Origin of the sequence: Paenibacillus sp. FSL P2-0173, assembly GCF_038008045.1 — a bacterium.
GTDB lineage: Bacteria > Bacillota > Bacilli > Paenibacillales > Paenibacillaceae > Paenibacillus > Paenibacillus polymyxa_B.
In genome coordinates, this window is record NZ_JBBOYK010000001.1 from 65,608 (window position 1) to 91,318 (window position 25,711).

General features: G+C 47.5%; 2 protein-coding genes. Both read left to right on the forward strand.

The features are described from left to right. Positions 1 to 10 precede the first annotated feature (10 nt). Complete coding sequence (locus MKX30_RS00215; RefSeq protein WP_076295917.1) at positions 11 to 4,636, forward strand: non-ribosomal peptide synthetase; 4,626 nt, start codon at positions 11 to 13, stop codon at positions 4,634 to 4,636. A 14-nt stretch (positions 4,637 to 4,650) separates the two neighbouring features. Then, complete coding sequence (locus MKX30_RS00220) at positions 4,651 to 25,674, forward strand: non-ribosomal peptide synthase/polyketide synthase (RefSeq protein ID WP_341062265.1); 21,024 nt, start codon at positions 4,651 to 4,653, stop codon at positions 25,672 to 25,674. The last annotated feature ends 37 nt before the right edge of the window (positions 25,675 to 25,711 follow it).

The following is a 25,711-nucleotide window of genomic DNA, read 5'->3' on the forward strand; positions in this document are numbered from 1 at the left end:
GAGGATATCCATGATCAAAGGACTTGAAATTGAAAAAGTGGTCAACTTGACTCCCTTACAGGAAGGAATGCTCGTTCATGCGCTGATGGAACCAGAATCACAGGCTTATTACGAGCAATTACGTATTTCTATTCGGGGAGATTTGGATTGGAATGCCCTGCAAAAAAGCTTTCAGCTACTGGTTCAGCGTCATGAAACGCTGCGCTCGAACATTTATCATAAATCCGCTTCTCGTTCGCGGCTGATTGTCTTTAAAAAGCGAAACACGGCGATTACTTACGAAAATATGACAGAGCTGACCGGAAAGGAGCAAGCCGACGCTATTCGTAGATTTATGGATGTGGACCGTAACACCCATTACGATTTGAGCAGGGATATGCTCATCCGGATGGCTGTACTCCAAACGGATAAAGATGCTTATACGTTGCTTTTAAGTTTTCACCATATTATTATGGACGGCTGGTGTCTTGGCATCATAATGGACGAGTTGTTAACGGCCTATGAGGCCTATCGTACAGGCCGTTCCGTTCAATTGCCTGAACCACGACCTTACACCGGGTATGCCGACTGGCTTGAAGAACAGGATCAGGAGGCGGCCAAGGACTACTGGAGTTCTGTATTACAAGGTTACGAACAAACGGCTGGACTTCCGATGCTAAAAACTTCAGCTACAACTCCTGAAAAAGGCGGCTATCTGCTGCAGGAATATAGAACGACGCTGACGGAAAAAGAGACCAGCACTTTGCGTGCGATTGCTGAATGCAATGGGACCACGCTCAGCAGTCTTTTTCTGGCCGCCTGGGGAATTGTACTTGGCCGTTACAACGGAAGCAAGGACGTAGTTTTTGGCACGGTGGTATCTGGCCGCCCGTCGGAATTGGATGAAGTAGAGCGAATTGTGGGATTGTTCATTAACACTATTCCATTACGAATTAGATTAAATGAAGAAAAGAGTTTTGTTGAATTGTTGCGCGATGTCCAGAGAGCCTCTGTCCAAGGAAGGATGAACGGATACTGTTCACTTGCTGAAATCCAGTCGCAATCTGCACTCAAGCAACGCTTGCTTGATCATATCGTTGTATTCGAGAACTATCCGCTGGAAAACATGATCGGGAGACGGGACTGGCAAGACAAACTTGGATTCATTATTGAGGACGCCCGGTTATTCGAAGAAATACCGTATGACTTTAATATTGAAGTTGAAGACAAGAAGGCAATGAGTTTCATATTGTCCTATAACGGCAAGGTATACAACAGTGAAGCGATGAAGCATCTGGCCCATCATTTGAAGCATGTCTTCCTCCAAGTTGCCAGCAATGCAGATGTTTGCCTCCGTGACGTTCGGCTGTTAACAACCGAAGAAGAGGCTAATTTGACGAAAATATGGAGCGGACCCGCTGTCCAGTTTCCTGCACTTACTTTTCACGGGCTATTCGAAGCGCAGACGGAGCGTACACCAGAACTAGCAGCCGTCATATATGAAGATACGATGCTCACTTACAGACAACTCAATGATAGAGCGGACGCTCTTGCCCATTTTTTGCAGAAGCGTGGAATTACACGGGAGAGTCTGGTCGCTGTCATGGTTGACAGGTCTGTTGAGATGATAGTGGCGGTGCTGGGAATTATGAAAGCCGGAGCTGCCTATGTGCCAGTAGATCCCGTGTATCCAGAAGAGCGTATTGAATATATGCTGCGTGACTGTGGAACGACGATTGTGCTTACGCAATCTCACCTGACGGGCTGGCTGAAAACAATGGATTTTATGGGCGAGGTAGTCGATCTCGCTACCTTGCCACTCCAGCCCGAGATGGATTCGAACAAGCAGTATATCTCCACATATGAGCCCAGCTCTTTGGCGTATGTCATTTATACATCGGGTACCACAGGTAAGCCCAAAGGCGTTATGGTTGAACATCAACAATATGTCAACACCGCACTCGGTTACAGACACAGCCAAGGATTTAAAGATTTCCCTGTTAAGCTACTGCAAATTGCCAGCATGTCGTTTGATGTGTTTGCATGCGATTTGGCCAAGGCATTTGTCAATGGAGGTACCTTGGTCATTTGTCCTGAAAACGTGAGAAATGATCCAGCTACCCTGGCTACACTGTTGGAGCAGCAGGAGATTACTACGTTTGAGACGCCTCCTGTGCTTTTATCTCTACTATTGAATTACATCTATGAGCATGGTACAAATATCAGTTCCCTAAAGCTGCTTACTACTGGAGCAGATAGCTTGGCTGTTGCAGATTACCGTAAGATGTTGACCCGTTTTGGCAGCAAGATGCGGATTATTAATACGTATGGAGTTACCGAAGCCGCAATCGAATCTAGCTTTTATGAGGACGAGCTGGAAAAATTGCCTCTGTCCGGTATTGTCCCTATCGGCAGAGCTCTACCGAATCATAAGTTATATATTGTTGATGACAAGATGCGTCCGGTCCCTGTCGGTGTAACGGGCGAGCTGTGTATTGGTGGAGCTTCTGTAGCGCGGGGATATCTGAACAGACCGGAGCTTTCGGCGGAGAAGTTCGTGTCTGATCCGTTCTCGCCCGGTGGACGCTTGTATCGTACGGGGGATCTGGCGCGCTGGCAGCCAGATGGGAATATTGATTTTATCGGGCGAGCTGACTACCAATATAAAATTCGCGGATACCGGATTGAGCCTGGAGAAATCGAATCTATTTTGCTCGAAACGGAAGGAGTACGCCAGGCGGTTGTAGTTGATCGACTGGACACGGCGGGACAAAAGTACTTATGCGCCTATGTTGCAGGTGCAGCTGAGAAAGACATGCTGCGAGATAAACTGGCTCAGCAGTTACCAGTCTACATGGTTCCAGCCCAAATCATTGTATTGGAACAGTTGCCATTGACCCATAACGGGAAAATAGACCGATCCAATCTGCCCGAACCAGATGAAATAGCACCGTTGGATAGCGTATATGAGGCACCACAGGATGAATTGGAAAAAACAATTGCTTTGATCTGGGAAGAAGTGATCGGTGTTAAACCAATTGGATTACACAACAACTTTTTCGAGCTTGGCGGGGACTCGATTAAAGCATTGCAAATTGCAATACGCTTAAATGCCAAAGGCCTAAAAATGGAAGTAAAGGACTTATTCCGTTACCCTGAAATTCACTTGATAGCACCGTTTATAAAAAAAATCACCCGTATCATTCCCCAGGGGATTGTAGAGGGTGAGGTAGAATTGACACCCATTCAACTCGATTTTTTTCAGCATCATCGGAGAGATCGTCACCATTATAATCAGGCGGTCATGCTGCAAAATGATAGAGGATGGAATGAATTATGGCTGAAAAACGCTATGGACAAGCTGGTAGCCCATCACGATGCATTACGCATCATCTTTGTGGAAGAGGAAAAGGGAGCCTCCGCCTATAACAGGGGAGTGAACGAAGGTGAGTTCTTTACATTAACGAGCTATGATTTGACACAATCAAGCCAGCCTGAAGAAGAAATCCGACACATTGGCGATGAGCTGCAAAGCAGTTTGGATCTGCAACGAGGTCCTCTCATATGTTTGGCTTTATTCCATTTGTCCGGTGAAGATCATCTGATGATCGTTATCCACCATCTTATTGTAGACGGTGTGTCTTGGAGAATTTTGCTGGAAGATTTGGGCACCGCCTATGATCAGGTAGCTCGCGGTGAGATGCCGAATCTGCCTGCCAAGACGGATACTTACAAAGAGTGGGCTTCAGGACTGACTACTTACGCCGAAAGTGTACAGGTACGCCAAGAAATCAGCTACTGGAACAATGTAGATTCACGCAGGATGCGTCGATTGCCAAGGGATCATGAAATCGCGGTTAGCCTGATACAGGATCGACGCCTAGCGGAGGTGGTACTCGGCAGGGATGAGACGGAAAAGCTGTTGAAGCATGTACATCATGCCTATCATACGGAAATGAATGATCTGTTACTTACAGCCTTGGGTCTGGCTTTTTATGATTGGAGCGGCTATAACGAAATCCCGATTTTGCTGGAGGGGCACGGCAGGGAGGAGATCATTAAAGATTTGGACATCTCTCGTACAGTCGGCTGGTTTACCTCCCTGTATCCTTTTGTAATCGAGGTCAACAGACCCGAAAATTTGGCCTATCAGATCAAAATGGTTAAAGATAAGCTGCGGCGGGTGCCTAATAAGGGCATCGGTTATGGTATTTTACGTTATTTGACCAAAGACCAGACTAAATCCGCTTCTCTAGTCGCAGCACCATTCCCGGAAATTAGCTTCAATTATTTGGGACAATTCGACGAAGAAAACAGCGCAGACATGCCTTGGCGTATTTCTCGATTAGCAGACTTAGCCAATGGTGAGAGAAGCCCGCGTGCGGAAAAGACGAATACATTTGACATTAACGGCATGATAACGAACGGAATCCTTCGGTTTGAATTTGAATATAACGGGCTTGAATATGGTGCAGCGACGGTAGAGCGATTAACGATCGGCTTTAAAAAACATCTATTGAATATTATCCATCATTGTTGCACTAAGGATCAGGCGGAGCGCAGCCCTACGGATTTTACATATAATCAATTGTCTATGGGGCAATTTGAACAAATATCAAGCCGATTATCGGATAAGCTGGGAAATCTGTTGAAATAAAGGATATCCGCAAGTTGAAACTCAAATTCTGCATGGATAAAGGAAAGGTGAATGATTTGGCACAGGTAAATATTAAAGATATCTATCCGCTATCCCCGATGCAGGAGGGAATGTTGTTTCATTCCATCCTCGACGCAAAATCAGAAGCTTACTTTGAGCAGACCGTTATTACCTTTAATGAAGTGCTAGATGTTCATTTGGTTCAGCAAAGCTTGCAGCAGCTCATGAATCGATATGATATATTCCGTACCATTTTTATGTATAAAGAAACAGAACGTCCGCTTCAAATTGTCTTGGAAGAACGTGAAGCGATGCCGGTTCATTTCGAAAATATCAGTGTTTTTCCTGAAGCTGAGAAAAGAGAGCATTTTACTGACTTTTTAAAGGTAGAGCGTCAAGCGGGTTTTGACTTGGAAAAAGATGTTCCGATTCGGCTTGCCCTGTTTGAATGGAGTGATGAGTCTTCCAGACTTGTCTGGAGTGTTCATCACATTATAATGGATGGTTGGTGCATGGGAACGGTAGCCCAGGAATTTTTTACTATGTATACTTCCCTTCGGTCCGGAGTGCCTGCACAATTGGATACGGTATATCCGTACAGCAGTTTTATTCAGTGGCTGGAGCAACAGGACAAGGAAGAAGCGACAGCCTATTGGCAGGGGTATTTAAATGGGCTTGAAAATGAAACGATTTTACCGGGCTATAACCGTCCATTGAATCCAATCTTCGAAGCAGACCGTTACACATGCAAGCTGGGGAAAGAATTGACTCAAGGAATGGAGAGAATAGCTAAACACTACCACACGACAGTCAGCACTGTATTTCAGACGGTATGGGGATTATTGCTTCAAATGTACAACCACAGCCGGGATGTTGTGTTCGGGTCCGTAGTATCCGGCAGACCAGATGAAGTTCCGGGAATTGAAAATATGGTGGGATTGTTCATTAACACAATACCAACACGCATAACCAGTGATGTGGACCAGAGATTTTCGGATCTGCTTATATCTGTGCAAAACTCCAACATCGAGTCTACTCAGTACTCTTATTCTTCCTTGGCAGATATTCAGAATCACACGGATTTGAAACAAAATTTAGTCCGTCATATTGTTGTTTTTGAGAACTATCCTTATTCAGAGGAGCTTATTCATGCGGAAAAAGGGCCTGATACACTTCAGGTCACCGACGTGGAGGATATTGTACAGACCAACTATGATTTTAATGTGATTGTCGTTCCTGGATCACAGTATGAAGTTACTTTTAGTTACAATCGGCTGGTTTACGATGAAAATTGGATTAGGCTAATTGCAGCTCATCTTAAACGGGGACTGGAACAGATTGTTCAACAGCCGGATCTACTGATTTCCGATTTGGAATTTCTGACGACGGAAGAGAAAAGTCAGGTTTTATCCCAATTTAGCGGAGTACAGATTTCATATCCTTCTAGTGATACCATCCATCTTTGTTTTGAAAAACAAGCAGAAAAGACACCGAAGACAACAGCAGTTGTCTGTGAGAACTCCAGTCTGACTTATGCTGAGCTGAATGAACGTGCTAACCGATTGGCTCGTACCCTGCGTAGTTACGGCACCACAACTGATCGGCTGGTTGGGCTCATGACTGATCGTTCTATAGATATGGTGGTCGGCATCCTCGCTATTCTTAAAGCAGGAGGGGCATATGTACCCATCGATCCGTCATATCCAGAGGAACGTATCCGTTATATATTTGACGATTCCGGTGCAGACCTGCTTTTGACGCAAAGCCATCTTGTGGAAAAGGTCAAAGAGGCCGCTTTTGGAGGAAAAGTCCTAGTATTGGATGAAGATCCAACTATATATCACATGGAAGGGTCAAATCTGGAGGCTGTATCAGGAGCAAACGATCTAGCCTATGTCATATACACTTCAGGTACTACAGGACTGCCTAAAGGTGTAATGCTGGAGCACCATGGATTGTGTAACCTGAAAACGTATTTTGATGAAACATTGCAGATAAGTCCGTCAGATCGTGCCCTACTGTTTGCGAGCTACGCATTTGATGCTGCCTGCTGGGAAATATTCCAGGCGCTATTTTGTGGCGCGACACTTTACGTGCCTACTTCGGAAATCATACTGAACTACAACCAGTTTGAACAGTACATGGCGGATCATAAAATTACGGTGGCAGCATTACCTCCTACCTACGCCGTGTATCTAAACCCAGAACGAATGCCGGATCTGCGTATTCTGTTCACCGCTGGTTCCGCTTCCTCGATGGAGCTCGTAACCAAGTGGAAGGATCAGGTCTCCTATTTTAATGGTTACGGACCGACAGAAAACTCGGTAGCAACGTCCATTTGGCCGGTGTCGGAGCACCCCGGAGCAATCGATACCATTTCCATAGGACGTCCCGTACCCAACCACCGGGTGTACATGATCGATGCTCTTGGTCATCTTTTACCTGCTGGAATAGCAGGGGAGTTGTGTGTATCCGGCCCAGGACTGGCACGCGGTTACCTGCACCGTCCGGAATTAACGGCTGAACAATTTGTGACCAATCCGTTTGCAGGTGGGGAAGCGGGCTATGAACGCATGTATCGGACAGGCGACCTGGCAAGATGGTTGCCTGACGGCAACATTGAGTACCTGGGCCGGATTGACCATCAGGTCAAAATTCGCGGTTACCGGATTGAACTGGGCGAAGTTGAGACGGCTATGCTGAAGGCAGATCGCATGCAAGAGGTCATCGTACTGGCACATGCTAACAGCCAAAACCAACACGAACTGGTTGCCTACTACGTGGCGGAACGCGAAGTGACGGGGAGCGAGCTTCGCAAGCAGTTAAGTGAAGAACTCCCGAATTATATGGTTCCCTCGCACTTTGTTCAGATGGAGCAAATGCCGCTCACACCCAACGGCAAAATCGACCGCAAGGCATTGCCGGCACCGGAACAGATTTCCCGTTCCACGCAGGAATATAGGGCTCCGCGGACAGCAGAGGAGCAGGCTCTGGCTCATGTGTGGGAGGCTGTACTGGGCGGCGGTCCGGTCGGATTGACGGATCAATTTTTTGATCGGGGCGGGGACTCGATCAAGGCGATTCAGGTATCCTCACGCCTGCTGCAGGCAGGGTACAAGCTGGATATCAAAGACTTGTTTAAGTACCCTGAGGTTGCTGAGCTAGCTACGCACCTACGTGTGTCGGATACCCAATTAGCTGATCAGGAAGAGGTCAGCGGAGCAGTGGTGCTGACACCGATTCAGCAGTGGTTTGTGGAACAAGAGCAGCCTGTACCAGACCACTTTAATCAGGCGGTTATGCTTCACCGGGAGCAAGGATTCGAGGAAGAGCCGCTACGCCAGGCACTGACGCAGTTGGTGGTGCACCATGACGCGTTGCGGATGGTGTTCCGCAAGGCAGAGCAAGGCTGGGAAGCGTGGAACCGCGGAGTGAAGGAAGGAAAGCTGTATGATCTGGAAGTGGCCGATTTCAAAGACGTGCCGATCGGTCCCACATTGGGTCAAGCTATAGAAGCCTGGGCCAGCACTATTCAGAGTAACATCCGACTGGATGAAGGACCTCTGTTGAAAGTGGGCCTGTTCCACTGCGCTGATGGGGACCATCTGCTACTGGCTATTCATCATATGGTGGTAGACGGCGTATCGTGGCGGATACTGTTGGAGGATTTGTCGAATGCCTATGAGCAGGCTGTACGTGGAGAAACCATACAGCTCCCGACGAAAACAGACTCCTTCCGGGTCTGGTCGGAGCGGTTGTCAGCCTATGCCGACAGCCCTGAGATGGAAAGTGAGCACGTATACTGGGAGCAATTGAATGAATTGACGGCATACGAGTCTTTAAAACTTTCAGAATTGCTGGATTATAATAAAAAACCATTGACCATAAATAACACAGCTACTTTGAGCTTGAAATTCACGAAAGAAGAGACTGATCAACTGCTAAAGCAGGCCCATCGCGCGTACAACACAGAAGTGAACGATCTGTTGCTGACGGCACTCGGCAAGACGTTAAGCACTTGGTCTGGCAGTGAGCAGGTTGCAATTCTTCTGGAAGGCCATGGCCGGGAAGAAATCATGAAGGATACGGATATATCACGAACGGTCGGCTGGTTTACAAGTCAATACCCAGTGCTGCTGCGGATTAACCGGGAAGATGATATCTCCGGGCACATCAAACGGATGAAGGAGATGCTGCGCAGCATTCCACATAAAGGGATTGGATACGGCATCTGGAGATATCTCAGCCAGAACGGACCGTCCGAGGCAACATACGCCGAGCCACAGATCAGCTTTAATTATTTGGGCGAATTTGATCAAACGCTACAGCACAGCGAAACGCGCATGTCACCGTACTCCAGTGGAGCAGATGTTAACGAACAGACCCGTATGCCGTGTTCCCTGGATGTGGGGGGCATTGTAACAGATGAAATGCTTGAACTGGATATTCGTTATAACACAAAAGTATTACAGGAAGATAATGTAGTAAAACTAGCCAGGGAGCTCAAGCAGAACGTGTTGGAAGTGATTCGCCACTGTGTATCACGGGAGCGTTCTGAATTGACGCCGAGTGATGTGCTGCTTCCGGGTATAAGCCTGGAAGCATTGGACCGGATGGTGGAACAGATTCAGCCTGACGGAGAGCTTGAGAATATATACCCCATGACGCCGATGCAAAAAGGCATGCTGTTCCACAACATGCTGGATTCCCGGTCCAGTGCGTATGTGGAGCAGTCCATCTTTGAACTGAAGGGAACGCTGGATCTCGTAGCGTTTGCTGCCAGTCTGGACTTGCTGGTGCAGCGTCATTCAACACTGCGGACTAACTTCCGGAGCGATTTGCAGGATGAGCCCTTGCAAGTGGTATACCGGAGTAAACGCGGAGATTTGTACGTGGAGGATATACGTGAGAAGGAGAAGGCGGCGCAGGAGCAGTATATCGAGGAGTTCGCGCGTCGGGATCAGCAGAAGGGGTTTGATCTGGCAAAGGATACGCTGATGAGGGTATCCATCTTCCGTACATCAGACGATTCATACCATTTTGTATGGAGCTTCCATCACATCATAATGGACGGCTGGTGCTTGTCACTGGTCACCAATGAGGTCTTTGGAGGATATACCACCCTTACAGAAGGAAAGCCACCGCAATTCCCTGTGGTAACACCATACAGTCGATACATCGAATGGCTGGAGGAGCAGAACCGTCAGGAAGCAGCGGAGTATTGGAGTAGTTATCTGCAGGGCCATGAGGAGACGACGGTCTTGCCTCAGGCCAAAACAGGGAAGGCGAAGGGATATGAGGCTGAATATCTGGAATTTGATTTAGGTATAGACCTGACGGCGGAACTTCAGAAGCTGGCAAAGCAAGAACAGGTGACGATAAATACGCTGATGCAAACAGCCTGGGGTGTTTTGCTGCAAAAATATAACCGCACAGAGGATGTCGTTTTCGGTAGTGTGGTATCGGGACGTCCAGCGGACATTGCGGGAGTAGAGCAAATGATCGGACTTTTCATTAATACCATACCAGTCCGTATTCAAGGTGGACCGGCAACTGCATTTGCTGAGTTAATGAAGCAAACTCAGAGGCAGGCGCTTTCTGCCAATGCCTATGACACTTTCCCGCTATATGAAATTCAGGCACTGACCGAGCAGAAGCAGGATTTAATCAAGCACATTATGGTATTCGAAAATTATCCGGTGGAACAGCAGGTAGAACAGCTGGGAAGTGATGGGCAGGAACCATTCACGATTTCGAACGTGGTGGTCACAGAACAAACCAACTACGATTTGAATGTTGTCGTGATGCCGGGAGAAGGCATCAAGATTCGTTTTATGTATAACGCATTGAGCTTTGATCAAACCAGGCTTGAGCGTCTGTATGGACATTTTGCCCGTCTGCTGGAGCAAATTTCGTTCAACCCGTATATTCGCGTTGAAGAACTGGAAATGGTGACAACGACGGAAAGACAACAGATTACAGGCGAGTTTAACGACACGGCTTCTGTATATCCGCGCAATCAGACAATCCAAAAGCTGTTTGAGGAGCAGGCTGAACGTACGCCAGATCACGTGGCCGTCACTTTGGATCATCAATCGTTGACCTATCGGGAACTCAATGAGAAGGCTAACCGATTAGCGCATACGCTACAGACTGCTGGAGTGAAGGCCGATGAGCCTGTCGGCATTCTAACGGAGCGTTCGTTGGATATGATTATCGGAACGTTGGCTATTTTGAAGGTTGGAGGCGCGTATGTGCCGATAGATCCTCAATATCCCGAAGATCGTATTCGCTATATGCTGGAGGATTCGGGAGCCAAACTGCTGCTGACTCAACAAGATTTACTGGATCGTTGCTATTTTGATGGACAGATTGTCAATCTGAATGATGATACGTCCTACAGTTCGGATGCTTCCAATTTGGGGATAGATGGAGCGGGCGAACATGCTGCTTATGTCATCTATACCTCGGGATCAACTGGCAAGCCTAAGGGCGTCGTTGTTGAGCATCAAAGTGTCGTGCGATTGGTACGTAATACGGATTATGTGCCGTTCGATGAATCAATTCGAATGTTGCAGACTTGCGCATTTGTATTTGATGTGTCTACGTTTGAAATTTGGGGGGCGCTACTGAACGGTGGTCAGCTTGTACTCGTGCATAAGGATGATCTTTTGGACGCAGCTAAGCTCAAGGAGACCATACGGGATCATCGCATCACCATGATGTGGCTGACTACACCGCTATTTAATCAGCTTTCGCAGCAGGACAGTAAATTGTTCGGAGATGTGAAGTATTTGCTGGTCGGAGGCGACGTGCTGTCTGCGCCGCATATTAACCGGGTGTTACGGGATAATCCGAACATGAATATCATTAACGGCTATGGACCAACGGAAAATACTACTTTTTCGACGGCTTATCATATTAAGGAAGAACAGCTTGATTCTGTGCCGATCGGGCGTCCTATCCGCAATTCGACGGCGTATGTGGTCGATTCGGCGTTTAACCTGCAGCCGATTGGAGCATGGGGTGAGCTGGTTGTTGGCGGAGACGGAGTCGCACGCGGTTACTTGAACCGTCCTGAATTGACGGCTGAGAGATTTCTTGCTAATCCGTGGGTGGACGGAGATCGCCTATACTGCACGGGAGACCTTGTTCGCTGGCGTGAAGATGGTACATTGGAATACGCTGGACGGATGGATCAACAAGTTAAAATTCGCGGCTACCGAATTGAGCTGGGCGAGGTCGAGTCGGCTATGCTGAAAATAGGTCGTATCCAAGAGGTCAGCGTGCTAGCCCATGCGACAAGCCAAAACCAACACGAACTGGTTGCCTACTACGTGGCGGAACGCGAAGTGACGGGGAGTGAGCTTCGCAAGCAGCTGAGTGAAGAACTCCCGAATTATATGGTTCCCTCGCACTTTGTTCAGATGGAGCAAATGCCGCTCACACCCAACGGCAAAATCGACCGTAAGGCATTGCCGGCACCAGAACAGATTTCCCGTTCTACGCAGGAATATAGGGCTCCACGGACGGCAGAGGAGCAGGTTCTGGCTCGTGTGTGGGAGGCTGTACTGGGCGGCGGTCCGGTCGGATTGACGGATCAATTTTTTGATCGGGGCGGGGATTCGATCAAGGCGATTCAGGTGTCCTCACGCCTGCTGCAGGCAGGGTACAAGCTGGATATCAAAGACTTGTTTAAGTACCCTGAGGTTGCTGAGCTAGCTACGCACCTGCGTGTGTCGGATACCCAATTAGCTGATCAGGAAGAGGTCAGCGGAGCTGTGCTGCTGACACCGATTCAGCAGTGGTTTGTGGAACAAGAGCAGCCTGTGCCGGACCACTTTAATCAGGCGGTTATGCTTCACCGGGAGCAGGGATTCGAGGAAGAGCCGCTACGCCAGGCACTGACGCAGTTGGCGGTGCACCATGATGCGTTGCGGATGGTGTTCCGCAAGGCAGAGCAAGGCTGGGAAGCGTGGAACCGCGGAGTGAAGGAAGGAAAGCTGTATGATCTGGAAGTGGCCGATTTCAAAGACGTGCCGATCGGTCCCACATTGGGTCAAGCTATAGAATCCTGGGCCAGCACTATTCAGAGTAACATCCGACTGGATGAAGGACCTCTGCTGAAAGTGGGCCTGTTCCACTGCGCTGATGGGGACCATCTGCTACTGGCTATTCATCATATGGTGATAGACGGCGTATCGTGGCGGATACTGTTGGAGGATTTGTCGAATGCCTATGAGCAGGCTGTACGTGGAGAAGCCATACAGCTCCCGACGAAAACAGACTCCTTCCGGGTCTGGTCGGAGCGGTTGTCAGCCTATGCCGACAGCCTTGAGATGGAAAGTGAGCACGCATACTGGGAGCAATTGAATGAACTGGCGGCATCCGAGTCGCCCCAACTTCCAGTGTCCCAAGAGCATAGCGATAAGTTTACGCAGCAAGACATGGGTATCGTAAATGTGAGGCTTACGAAGGAAGAGACTGATCAACTACTGAAGCAAGCCCACCGCGCGTACAACACAGAAGTGAATGATTTGTTGTTGACGGCACTCGGCAAGACGCTAAGCGCTTGGACTGGCAGTGAAAAGGTTGCGATTCTTCTCGAAGGCCATGGCCGGGAAGAAATCATAAAAGATACGGATATATCACGGACGATTGGCTGGTTTACGAGTCAATACCCGGTACTGCTGCGGATTAACCGGGAAGATGATATCTCCGGGCACATCAAACGGATGAAGGAGATGCTGCGCAGCATTCCACATAAAGGAATTGGGTATGGCATCTGGAGATATCTCAGCCAGAATGGACCGTCCGGGGCAACATACGCCGAGCCACAGATCAGCTTTAATTATTTGGGCGAATTTGATCAGACACTGCAGCATAGCGGCATGCATTTTTCTCCATATTCCAGCGGAGCTAATACTCATGAATTGACCCAAATGTCCTGTGTTATGGACGTGGGAGGACTCGTTACAGATGGCATGCTGGAACTAAGTATTCAATACAACATTAAGGCACTCCAACAAAATGCTGCTGAGCAACTAGCAGAGCAATTCAAGCAGAACGTGCTGGAAGTGGTTCAGCATTGTGCATCTCGGGAGCACTCCGAATTGACACCAAGTGATGTGCTGCTTTCGGACTTAAGCCTTGAAGAACTGGACCAGATGGTGGAGCAGATTCAGCCTGACGGAGAGCTTGAGAATATGTACCCCATGACGCCGATGCAAAAAGGCATGCTGTTTCACAACATGCTGGATTCCCAGTCGATCGCCTATGTGGAGCAGTCCACCTTTGAATTGAAGGGAGCGCTGGATCTCGCTGCATTCGCCGCCAGTCTGGACTTGTTGGTACAGCGTCATTCAGCTCTGCGGACCAACTTCCGGAGCGATTTGCAGGACCAGCCGCTGCAAGTGGTGTACCGGAATAAACGCGGAAAACTGTACGTAGAGGATATACGTGAGAAGGAGAAGTCGGCGCAAGAGCAGTATATCGAGGAGTTCACGCGTCGAGATCAGCAGAGGGGCTTTGATCTGGCAAAGGATGCACTGATGCGTGTATCTATCTTGCGTACATCAGATGATTCATACCATTTTGTATGGAGCTTCCACCACATCATAATGGATGGCTGGTGTTTGTCGCTGGTTACCAACGAAGTCTTTGGAGGATATACCGCCCTAGCAGAAGGGAAGCAACCGCAATTGCCTGTGGTAACACCCTACAGCCGATACATCGAATGGCTGGAGGGACAGAACCGTCAGGAAGCAGCGGAGTATTGGAGCGGTTACCTGCGAGGCTATGAGGAGACGGCGGTTTTGCCGCAGGCCAAAACAGGGAAGACCCAGGGATATGAGGCCGAATATCTGGAATTTGATTTGGGTATAGACCTGACAACGGCCCTACTGCAATTGGCAAAGCAAGAACAGGTAACGATAAATACGCTGATGCAAACGGCCTGGGGTGTTTTGTTGCAAAAGTATAATCGCACAGAGGATGTCGTTTTCGGGAGCGTGGTATCTGGACGTCCAGCGGACATTGCCGGAGTAGAGCAGATGATTGGACTATTCATTAACACGGTCCCCGTCCGTATTCAAGGCGGACAAGCAACTGCATTTACAGAGCTGATGAAGCAAACTCAGCGGCAGGCGCTTGCTTCGGGATCATACGAAACGTTCCCACTCTATGAGATTCAGGCACAGGCAGAGCAAAAAGTGGAACTGATTAATCATATTATGGTATTTGAGAACTATCCGGTGGATGAACAAATTGAGCAATTAGGTGAAAGGGAGGAAGCTGATTTTAAAATAACCGGAGCAGGAGCGGTTGAGCAGACGAATTATGATTTTAACATCGTGGTGTTACCGGGAGAGACGCTACGAGTTCATTTTGGTTACAATGCCCAGGTATATGATTATGAAAGGGTAGAGCAGATCCAGGGGCATTTGCTGCAACTGCTGGAGCAAATCAAGATCAATCCAGCTGGCCGGATTTGCGAGCTGGATATATTAACCGCGCAGGAACGCGAGCAAATGCTGGATGCTTGGTGTGACACGACAGCAGCATATCCACGTGAGCAGACGATTCACGGGTTGTTTGAGGAGCAGGTCTTGCGAACACCGGAGCAGGTAGCTGTATATTTTGAAGGAGCGCAAGTGACCTACCGTGAATTAAATGAGCGAGCGAACCGTCTGGCGCGTACTTTACGCAGTAACGGTGTGATGGCAGACGGCCTAGTCGGCCTGATGACAGAGCGATCGATTGACATGATTGTCGGCATCTTGGGTATTTTGAAAGCAGGGGGCGCCTACATTCCGATCGATCCGACTTATCCGGAGAACCGCATCCGTTATATGCTGGACGATTCAGGTACGGAACTGCTGTTAACGCAGCAGCATTTGGTTGAAAAAGTGGAATTTAGGGACAAGGTACTGCTGTTGGATGCAGAAATGGGCGAAGGCAGTGCGGATGCAAGTACGGCTGAGGCAAAAGGAAAAGCTATATCCGCATATCACAGGGATGGTCCGAATTTGGAAGCCACATCCGGTCCTCATAACCTAGCGTATGTAATCTATACGTCTGGAACGACAGGCCAGCCTAAGGGAGTCATGCTCGAGCATCGTGGACTCTGCAATCTGCATACGTATTTCAGGGAGACATTGCGAATCAGCAGTTCCGACCGTGTTGTATCGTTCGCCAGCTTTTCCTTTGATGCGGCATGCTGGGAAATGCTTCAGGCGCTCTTCAACGGGGCCACTTTATGTATCCCGACATCAGAAACCATTCTCAGCTATGACAAGTTTGAGCAGTATATGGCGGATCATCACATTACAATTGCAACGCTGCCCCCAACCTATGCCATATATTTGAGCCCAGAACGAATGCCGGAACTACGCATCCTGTTCACGGCCGGATCGGCGACCAGCACTGAGCTGGTTACTAAATGGAGAGACGGTGTGACCTATGTTAACGCCTACGGTCCAACGGAAAATTCCATAGCAACGTCTGTCTGGCCTGTACCAAGAGGTCCCGAAGCAGGGGGGGCTATATCAATCGGACGTCCTGTACCGAATCACCGCGTGTACATGGTCGATGCACATGGACAGCTTTCACCATCTGGAATCCCCGGTGAACTGTGCGTATCCGGCCCAGGACTGGCACGCGGTTACCTGCACCGTCCGGAATTAACGGCTGAACAATTTGTGACCAATCCGTTTGTAGGTGGGGAAGCGGGCTATGAACGCATGTATCGGACAGGTGACCTGGCAAGATGGTTGCCTGACGGCAACATTGAGTACCTGGGCCGGATTGACCATCAGGTCAAAATTCGCGGTTACCGGATTGAACTGGGTGAAGTTGAGGCGGCTATGCTGAAGGCAGATCGCATGCAAGAGGTCATCGTACTGGCACATGCAAACAGCCAAAACCAACACGAACTGGTTGCCTACTACGTGGCGGAACGGGAAGTGACGGGGAGCGAGCTTCGCAAGATGCTAAATGAAGAACTCCCGAATTATATGGTCCCTTCACACTTCATTCAATTGCAGAACGTACCTCTTACGCCAAACGGTAAAATTGATCGAAAGGCACTGCCGATACCAGAAGATCGTTTGGCCGACCATGTTGCACCCCGAACGTGGATGGAAATAAAATTGGTAGACATCTGGCAGGATGTACTGGGTCTACCGCAAGTAGGCATCAACGAAAATTTCTTTGAAATTGGTGGTCATTCGCTACGGGCGACGACACTGACTTCTAGAGTTCGCAAAGATTTAAATAAACCGATGGAATTGCAAAACATATTTGAGGCACCGACGATCGAGCAATTGGCGGCCTTGCTTGAAGAACAGGATCAAATCACATATGCATCCATTCCGGTGGCTGAAAAACGCGACACTTACCCGCTTTCTTTCGCACAGACACGGATGTATGTGCTTCACCAGCTGGATCCGGATGGAATAAGCTATAACACCACATCAGCACTGAGAGTAATCGGTCCGATAGATATGAAACAGGTGGAAGAGGTATTCCATCAATTAATTTCACGTCATGCGGCCCTACGGACAAGCTTTGAACTGGTGAATGGTGTGCCGATGCAGCGGGTGCACGATACGATTCACTTTGAGTTGGAATATGCCACAATATCAGAACTGCGGACAGAATCCAATGAACTTATGCTTGAGAATTTAGCAAAAGAACATACCCGTTCCTTTGTGCGCCCATTTGACTTGAGGATCGCTCCGTTGCTACGTGTAAAGCTGGTCAAATGGGGATTGGACGAAGAAGGACAGGAGCCGCAGCACTTATTGATGCTTGATATGCACCACATCGTTTCAGACGGGGTATCCATTGAAATATTAGCTGGTGATTTTGCCCGCTTATATAGCGGTGAAGTATTATCTCCGCTGCGTATTCAATATACGGACTATGCTGTGTGGCAGCATAGCAAAACTCAGCAGGAGCGAATAAAGAGTGAGGGAGAGTACTGGCTGAATAGATTTAGTGGTGATTTGCCTCAACTGGATTTGCCAACTGATTTTGAGCGTCCGGCAACACGATGTACGAAAGGTGACGCTGTTGAATTTGAAATGGGACAGGAATTGACCCAGTCTTTAAAAGAACTGGCGGTGCACACGGATTCTACGCTGTACATGGTACTTATGGCTGCATACACAGCATTGTTGCATTATTACACAGGGCAGGAAGACATCATTGTCGGTACTCCGATTGCAGGTAGACCGCATGCTGACCTGGAGTCTATGCTCGGTATGTTTGTCGGCACGCTCGCATTACGTAATCATCCTCACGCTGAACAGACGTTTTATAACTGCATTGAGGACGCCAAGACATGTGCACTGCAAGCATATGCGCATCAGGATTATCCGTTTGAGGAGCTGGTGGAAAAGCTCGACCTGAAACGAGATATGAGCCGTAATCCGTTGTTCGACACGATGTTTGTATTGCAGAATGTGGAGAAAAAAGAAGTGAAGTTGGACAAGTTGTTCTTCCGCTCTTTTGGCATAGAGCAGGTTTCTGCGAAATTCGACCTGACGCTTGAAGTCAGTGAGGAGGAAGCATCTATCCAGCTCCAATTTCTGTACGCTACATCTTTGTTTAAACGGGAAACGATAGAAAGTATGGCAAGGCATTTTGTACAGTTGGTCAAAACCGTTGTAGCCGATCCCAATACTAAGCTGGGCGAATTGGCGCTGATTTCGGAAGAAGACAAAGGGATTCTAAAAAAACATAGGGACACCCTAAAGGCTTCTCGCTACTGGAGTACTCTGCTCGAAGGCTATGAAGAAGCACCTCAATTGCCATATGCCAATCTGATGGGGCGCAGTCCATATCAGACAGAGCATCTGGAGATTAATTTGAATGTTGAACGAACGGTGGCGCTGCAGCGAATTGCACTGAATGAGCAGGTGAAGACAAATACGTTGCTGCAGACAGCCTGGGGAATTTTATTGCAAAAGTATAGCGGTACAGATGATGTGGTGTTCGCTTGCTCCATATCAAGTCCCTTGACAGATATATTGGAATCGAAGCATTTAATTGGACTGGGTAACCACACCTTACCAGTCCGCATTCGAACCAAAGCAGGAGCGAACTTTATCGGGTTGATGAGAAAAGTGCAGCAGCAAACCGATGAATCTGCGGTATATGAACATTTACCAATGTCTGAAATGGTTACAACGAAAGTGCAACAACTGGCACTCTTTGGCCATAGAATGGTGTTTGAGACTACTTTGGAAGAGGCCAATACTGAGCAAGAAAGCTATGATTTAAGCATCATAGTATTTCAGGGAGATACGCTACGGATTGATTTTACCTATAATGCCCAGGTATATGATCATCAGAGTGTGTCGCAGATTCAAGGACATCTACTGCAGTTGCTGGATCAAATTATAGCGAATCCGGATAGTTTAATTGAGGAAATGGATCTGTTGACTATGCAGGAGCGGGAGCACATCATCCAGGTGTGGGGAAATACCACGGCAGAGTATCCGCGTGAACAAACAATTCACGGACTGTTCGAGGAACAGGTTTTGCAGACTTCGGATCAGACAGCGGTATATTTTGAAGGTCAACAATTGACCTACCATGAATTGAACGAGCGCGCTAACCGGTTGGCCCGTACTTTACGCAGCTATGGCGTGAAAGCCGATAGTCTGGTTAGTCTGATGACAGAGCGTTCCGTAGATATGATTGTGGGCATATTGGCAATTTTGAAGGCGGGGGGAGCATATATCCCGATAGACCCAACCTATCCGGAGGAACGCATCCGCTACATGTTAGACGACTCAGGTACCGAACTGTTGTTAACGCAACAGCACCTGACGGAAAAGGTGCTGTTTGGAGGCAAGGTGTTGGTGCTTGACGGTGAACAGGACGGAGTTGCTTCCGATACAAGAAAAGCGGATGTACGCGGGGAAATGCTGTCCGTATATCATCAAAACGGTTCGAATCTGGAGGCTGTATCGGGTCCAAACGATCTAGCATATGTCATCTATACGTCCGGGACGACGGGTCAACCTAAGGGAGTCATGCTTGAGCATCACGGTCTTAGTAATCTTAAAACCTACTTCGAGCAAAAGTTGAGTATTGGCTTGTCCGATCGGGTTGTCATGTTTGCCAGTTATTCGTTTGATACGTCATGCTCGGAAATAATCCAGTCTTTACTATGCGGAGCGACATTGTATATACCTTCCTCCGAGACTATTTTGAATTATGAACGTTTCGAGCAGTACATGGCTGCCTGCAAAATTACAATTGCAACGCTGCCGCCAAACTATGCTGTATACCTGAACCCGGATCGCATGCCTGATTTGCGTGTTTTGCTTACAGCAGGATCGGCCTCTACCGCAGAACTGGTGTCCAAATGGAAGGACCGGGTGGCTTATTACAATGCGTATGGTCCTACCGAAAATTCCGTTGCAACGTCTCTTTGGCCGGTATCGGAAGAAAATTCTGAGTTAGGTGGAATCATATCCATCGGGCGGCCTGTATCTAATCACCGCGTGTATATGATGGATATACACGGAAATCTTTCACCTGCAGGAGTCCCTGGTGAGCTGTGTGTATCCGGTCCGGGGCTGGCACGCGGCTATCTACACCGTCCAGAGCTGACAAAAGAAAAATTTGTAGCCAATCTGTTTGCAGCAGAGGAAGTTGGCTATGAGCGAATGTACCGTACAGGTGACTTGGCACGATGGTTGCCAGATGGGAACATTGAATATTTGGGTAGGATTGACCATCAGGTCAAAATCCGCGGGTATCGGATTGAGCTCGGTGAGATTGAAGCGCAAATTATTAAGGTGGACGGTGTTAAAGAATCTATTGTCATGGCTCGTGCAGATCAGCAGGGAGACTATCATTTGGCTGCTTACTACGTAGCTGAAAAAGAAATCAGCGGCAGTATGATGTTGAATTTGCTGAATGAAAAATTGCCGAACTATATGGTACCGTCGTATTTTATACAACTGCAGAACATGCCGCTGACACCGAACGGGAAAATTGATCGCAAGGCACTGCCGGCATTCGAGGAACATGCTGATTTGACTGCAGAATATGCAGCGCCGCGCACTGCCATGGAAGTGAAGTTAGCACAAATTTGGAGAGAGGTACTCGACATTCCGTCCGTCGGAATTCATCATAATTTCTTTGCCATTGGCGGACATTCACTTCGTGCGACAGCGTTGGCCGCAAAAATTCACAAAGAACTGAATATCGAGTTACCGCTGCGTTATGTATTTGACTTTCCAACAATTGAGCAAATGGCGCAGGCTGTTTATGAATTGTCTCCAAATCCATTTGCAGCGATTCCTGTTGCCGAATTGAGAGACAGTTATCCAGCATCTATAACTCAAAATAGACTATACGTTTTGAGCAGCATGAATAACTACAATATGTCTGCCATGCTTTTGATGGAAGGGGAACTGAATTTTTTAAGATTAGAAAGAGCGCTTAAGCAATTAGTTCAGCGTCATGATACATTGCGAACCTCTTTTGAATTCGTAGATGATAAACTGGTACAACGGATTCACGACCATATCGATTTCACTTTGGAGGTTATGCAGGGACACGGCGAGAACGAAGCAAGAGCAATGATGAGACAATTTATCAGACCTTTTGATCTTGGGAAGGCACCGTTACTTCGAGCTGCTCTTTTGCAAGAATCTCCACAGCGTCATTGGTTTATGTTTGACATGCATCATGTGATTTCAGATGGTGTATCCATGAGTATATTGCTGAACGAGCTGCCCGCACTGTATGAAGAAAAAACGTTGCCCGCCTTGCGAATTCAATACAAGGATTATGCGGTATGGCAGCAAGGAGATATTGGTAGCTCATGGATGGAAAAACAAGAAGAATACTGGCTCAAGCAAATGAGCGGCGATATTCCGATTTTGGGTATCCCAGTCGACTTTGAAAGACTTGCAACACGTAGCACTTCGGGCAGTACTGTTTCCTTTGCCATTTCACCTCAGGACGTGGACCGTTTGAAAGAAATCAGTTTGCAGGCGGGAGCTACTTTATTTATGGTATTACTGGCAGCCTACAAGACTCTATTGTTCAAGTACAGCGGTCAGGAGGATATTGTTGTTGGAACACCTATTGCAGGTAGACAGCATCATGATTTGCAGCCGGTCATCGGTATGTTTGTCAACACGCTTGCATTGCGGAGCTTTCCTGAAGGGGACAAGTCATTTTATGAATATGTTCAGGAAGTAAAGGACCAGGTGCTTGACGCCTTTGAGCATCAGGATTATCCGTTTGAATTGCTGGTGGAGAAGCTGAATGTACAGAGGGACCTGAGCCGAAATCCGCTGTTCGATACTCTTTTTGAGCTAGATAACATGGACTCTGGTACGACGGAATTCCAAGACTTACAGGTTACTCTGTGCCCAGGCGAACAGAATATGGCAAAATTCGATTTGACACTTACGGCCATGGAAAGCTCTGAAGGTTTGGTTTTCAGCTTCACATATGCCGATAGCCTGTACAAGAGAAGCACGATTAAACGAATGGCCGATCACTTCATCCAGTTGATTAAAGCTGTTGTAGATGAACCACAGACAAAGCTTTCTGAAATTGAGATCATTACGCCGCAGGAAATCGAAATGATATTGGATGTCTGGGGAAATACCGCGGTGAAATACCCATGTGAAAAAACCATTCATCAATTATTCGAAGAACAGGTAGAGAAGACTCCAGATCAAGTAGCTGTAGTTTTTGGAGATAGCCAGATCACATATAACGAATTAAATGTGCGTGCAAACCAACTGGCTCGCGTGCTAAGAGCAGAAGGAGTCCAGGCGGATCAATTGGTCGGAATGATTATGGAGCGCTCTATCGAAATGATTGTGGGGATTTTTGGTATTTTAAAAGCTGGTGGGGGATATGTACCTATCGACCCTGAGTTTCCGGAGGAACGTATGCTCTATATGTTACAAGACAGCCATATTAGGCTTATGGTTGCCAAGCCAGAAATGGCCGCGAAGGTACCGTCGGATGTGCTGGTCATTTCACCTGATAGTCACAGGCTATCCGCAGAAGACTGTTCCAACTTGGCTGAAGTATGTGACCCTGGCCATTTGGCTTATGTGATGTATACCTCAGGTACAACGGGCAAACCCAAAGGAGTGATGATTCAACACTCTAATGTCGTTAATATGACAACCGCATTTAGACAACAAGTATATAAGAAATACAAATCGCCAATGCGGATGGCATGGCTATCGCCGTATGTATTTGATGCATCAGTGAAACAAATTTTCCCATGTCTGCTTCTCGGGCATGCGCTTCACGTGGTGCCGAGAGAGATTAGCACCAATGGTCATCGTTTGGCTGATTATTTCAGATCCCAACGGATTGATTTTACTGATGGTACACCGGCACACATGCATATGCTGACGGAAATGCAAGACTCCGTTGCAGATCTGAATGTACAGCATTTTATTTTTGGAGCAGAGGCGCTGCCCGGTCATCTCGTTAAAACATTTTTGAGCACCCGGCCCGGATATCGTCCGCAAATAACTAATGTTTATGGTCCTACCGAGTGCTGCGTAGACACAACTGCGTACGACATTGACGGGGAGACGATGACAGCTTGGACACATACGGTGCCGATTGGCAAGCCAATGGCTAACCAGCACGTATATATTATGGATATGAATCGGAAGTTGGTTCCGATAGGAATTGCAGGTGAAATCTACATCGGTGGTGATGGAGTAGGGCGAGGTTATATGGGAAATCGTGAGCTGACAGATGAGAAATTTATAGCAGACCCCTTCAAACCAGGAAAACGTATGTACCGCACAGGAGATTTGGCGCGATGGATGGCAGATGGAAATATTGAATATTTAGGCAGGATGGATCATCAGGTGAAAATTCGGGGTTACCGAATTGAACTTGGAGAAGTGGAAGCGCAAATAATGAACCTGCCTGCGATCCGTAAAGCGGTGGTTATTGCTCGTGAGAATGAATCAGGACAAAAAGATTTATGTGCTTATTTTGTGGCTGATAGGGATCTGACCATTCAGGAACTTAAAGCAGCGTTGGTTCCCAATCTTCCGATGTACATGCTGCCAAGCTATTTTGTTCAATTGGAGAAGATGCCGTTGACCACTAACGGAAAAATTGATCGTAAATTGCTTCCTGTGCCAGAAGGAGACATTCAAACAGGTGTTGAATATGCAGCCCCGCGAAACGACATGGAACGGCATATGGTAGATATTTGGAAACAGAATCTGGGTGTCAGTATTGTTGGCATTGATGATAACTATTTTGATTTAGGCGGACACTCCCTAAAAGCCATTCAATTGGTTTCACAGGCTGAGGCTGTTGGCATTGAAATAGGGATTAATCAGGTGTTTCAATATCAGACTATTCGCCAAATGTCAGAGTATATGCGAGCAGACACTTCGATGCCGGATATGTTAATACGTGATATTGCCGAGGCAATCGACATCATCGAAAAGGCTTATGACGTATATGCTCATTTCCAATCAACAACTGTTGAAGGGCGAGATCAATTAACTTTGCACATAGATCCTTTCGATTCTATACAAGCAGAGGCCCTGAAGAAAGTCATTTTGTCACGCCTTCATCCTGATCTTCATCCACATCATTTGCTTCCTTTTGAAGCAGCTGCTCAAGTACCTGACTGTGAAAAGCTGTACACAGATATGATGGTAGACGATGAGGCTGCAAAGCGGCATGCTGAGGAATGGCTGGAATATCTGCTGCGGATGAATGACCAATGGAACAGCACGATGCTGGCAGGAGAGCCTTTACAACGCTATGCGCTTGCTCCCGCTCAACATTATCATTTGGAGCATCCGCAATCCTCAGGAGGTGTCATTCCTTTTGATAGTTACCTGCTGGATGTAGAACGGTTATCTGCAATCATGCAACGCCTGATAGAGCGCCATGAACTCTTTAGAAGTGTGTTGGTCCAAACGGATGTCGGATGGGAATGGGAAATGTTGTCCATGAAGGAGCGCATGGACATTCCAATGATAGATTTATCGAACTACGGTGCAGAGATGCAAAATCGTATACTCTCACATATATTGCCTGCATTCTTTATGAACCCTTATGAAACAACCGGAAACTTATTATATCGCATTGCGCTTGTCCGCCTCAATTTAAGGGATCATTTGCTGCTGCTCCCTTGTTCACATCTCATCTATGATGGCATGAGCGGAGAGGTCGTTAAGAGTGAGTTGTACCGTGCATATGAAGATATGAGCAATGTAAAAGGGCAACTAGCAGGAAGCTACCGTGATTATGTGAGTCAGGTCCGGAAAGGACCTCAGGGCATGGGCGATCAAGAGATTGTTGACAAATTTCACTTGTCCGCATTTGCTGCTGCTTCGGATGCTGTAGTCCTCGCAATTGATGAGCGCAACCATACAACGGGCACAGATGTGACAGTAGAACTTGCAGATTGGAATGATTCTGACGCAATCGGACACATGTGGGACTTGGCTATACGCCTAGCTAACCGCTTTTTCCGCAGATATTTGCAAGTGGACGAGATTCCTATTCTTCTCACCAATTATGGACGGGCATACGAGGACAAGCAGTATTTTGATATTATAGGTGAATTTATAGACCAAATCCCTGTACTGCTTACAGATGCGGATGAACATGGGCATGAGATCAGAAACAGTATGCAGTTGGCCGTATCGCGTAACCTGAATTTTCTAAATCTCATATACAATGATGAAATGGCTTCGTTGTATCCGCAGTCTAACAGGTATCTGAAGCATAGCCTGAATAAGCTACCTATTGTCTTCAATTACCTTGGCGAAGCGTCAGATAAATATCAGCTGTTTAAAAATATCGAGCCAGAAGAGAGGGACATCTATCGGGATCCAATCATTTTCTTTACTGTTCAGCATGTGGAAAATGTATTGCAAATCTCACTGGAACTTCCTTTTGAAGAAAATCCAGAAACCGTTAAAGCGTTGTTGGAAACAGAGCTAGCGAATTTACTAGTAACAGACGAAAATGGAATAATGTCCACCTAATTTTCACTCAAGGCATTAAAAACAAGCTCCGAGTTCA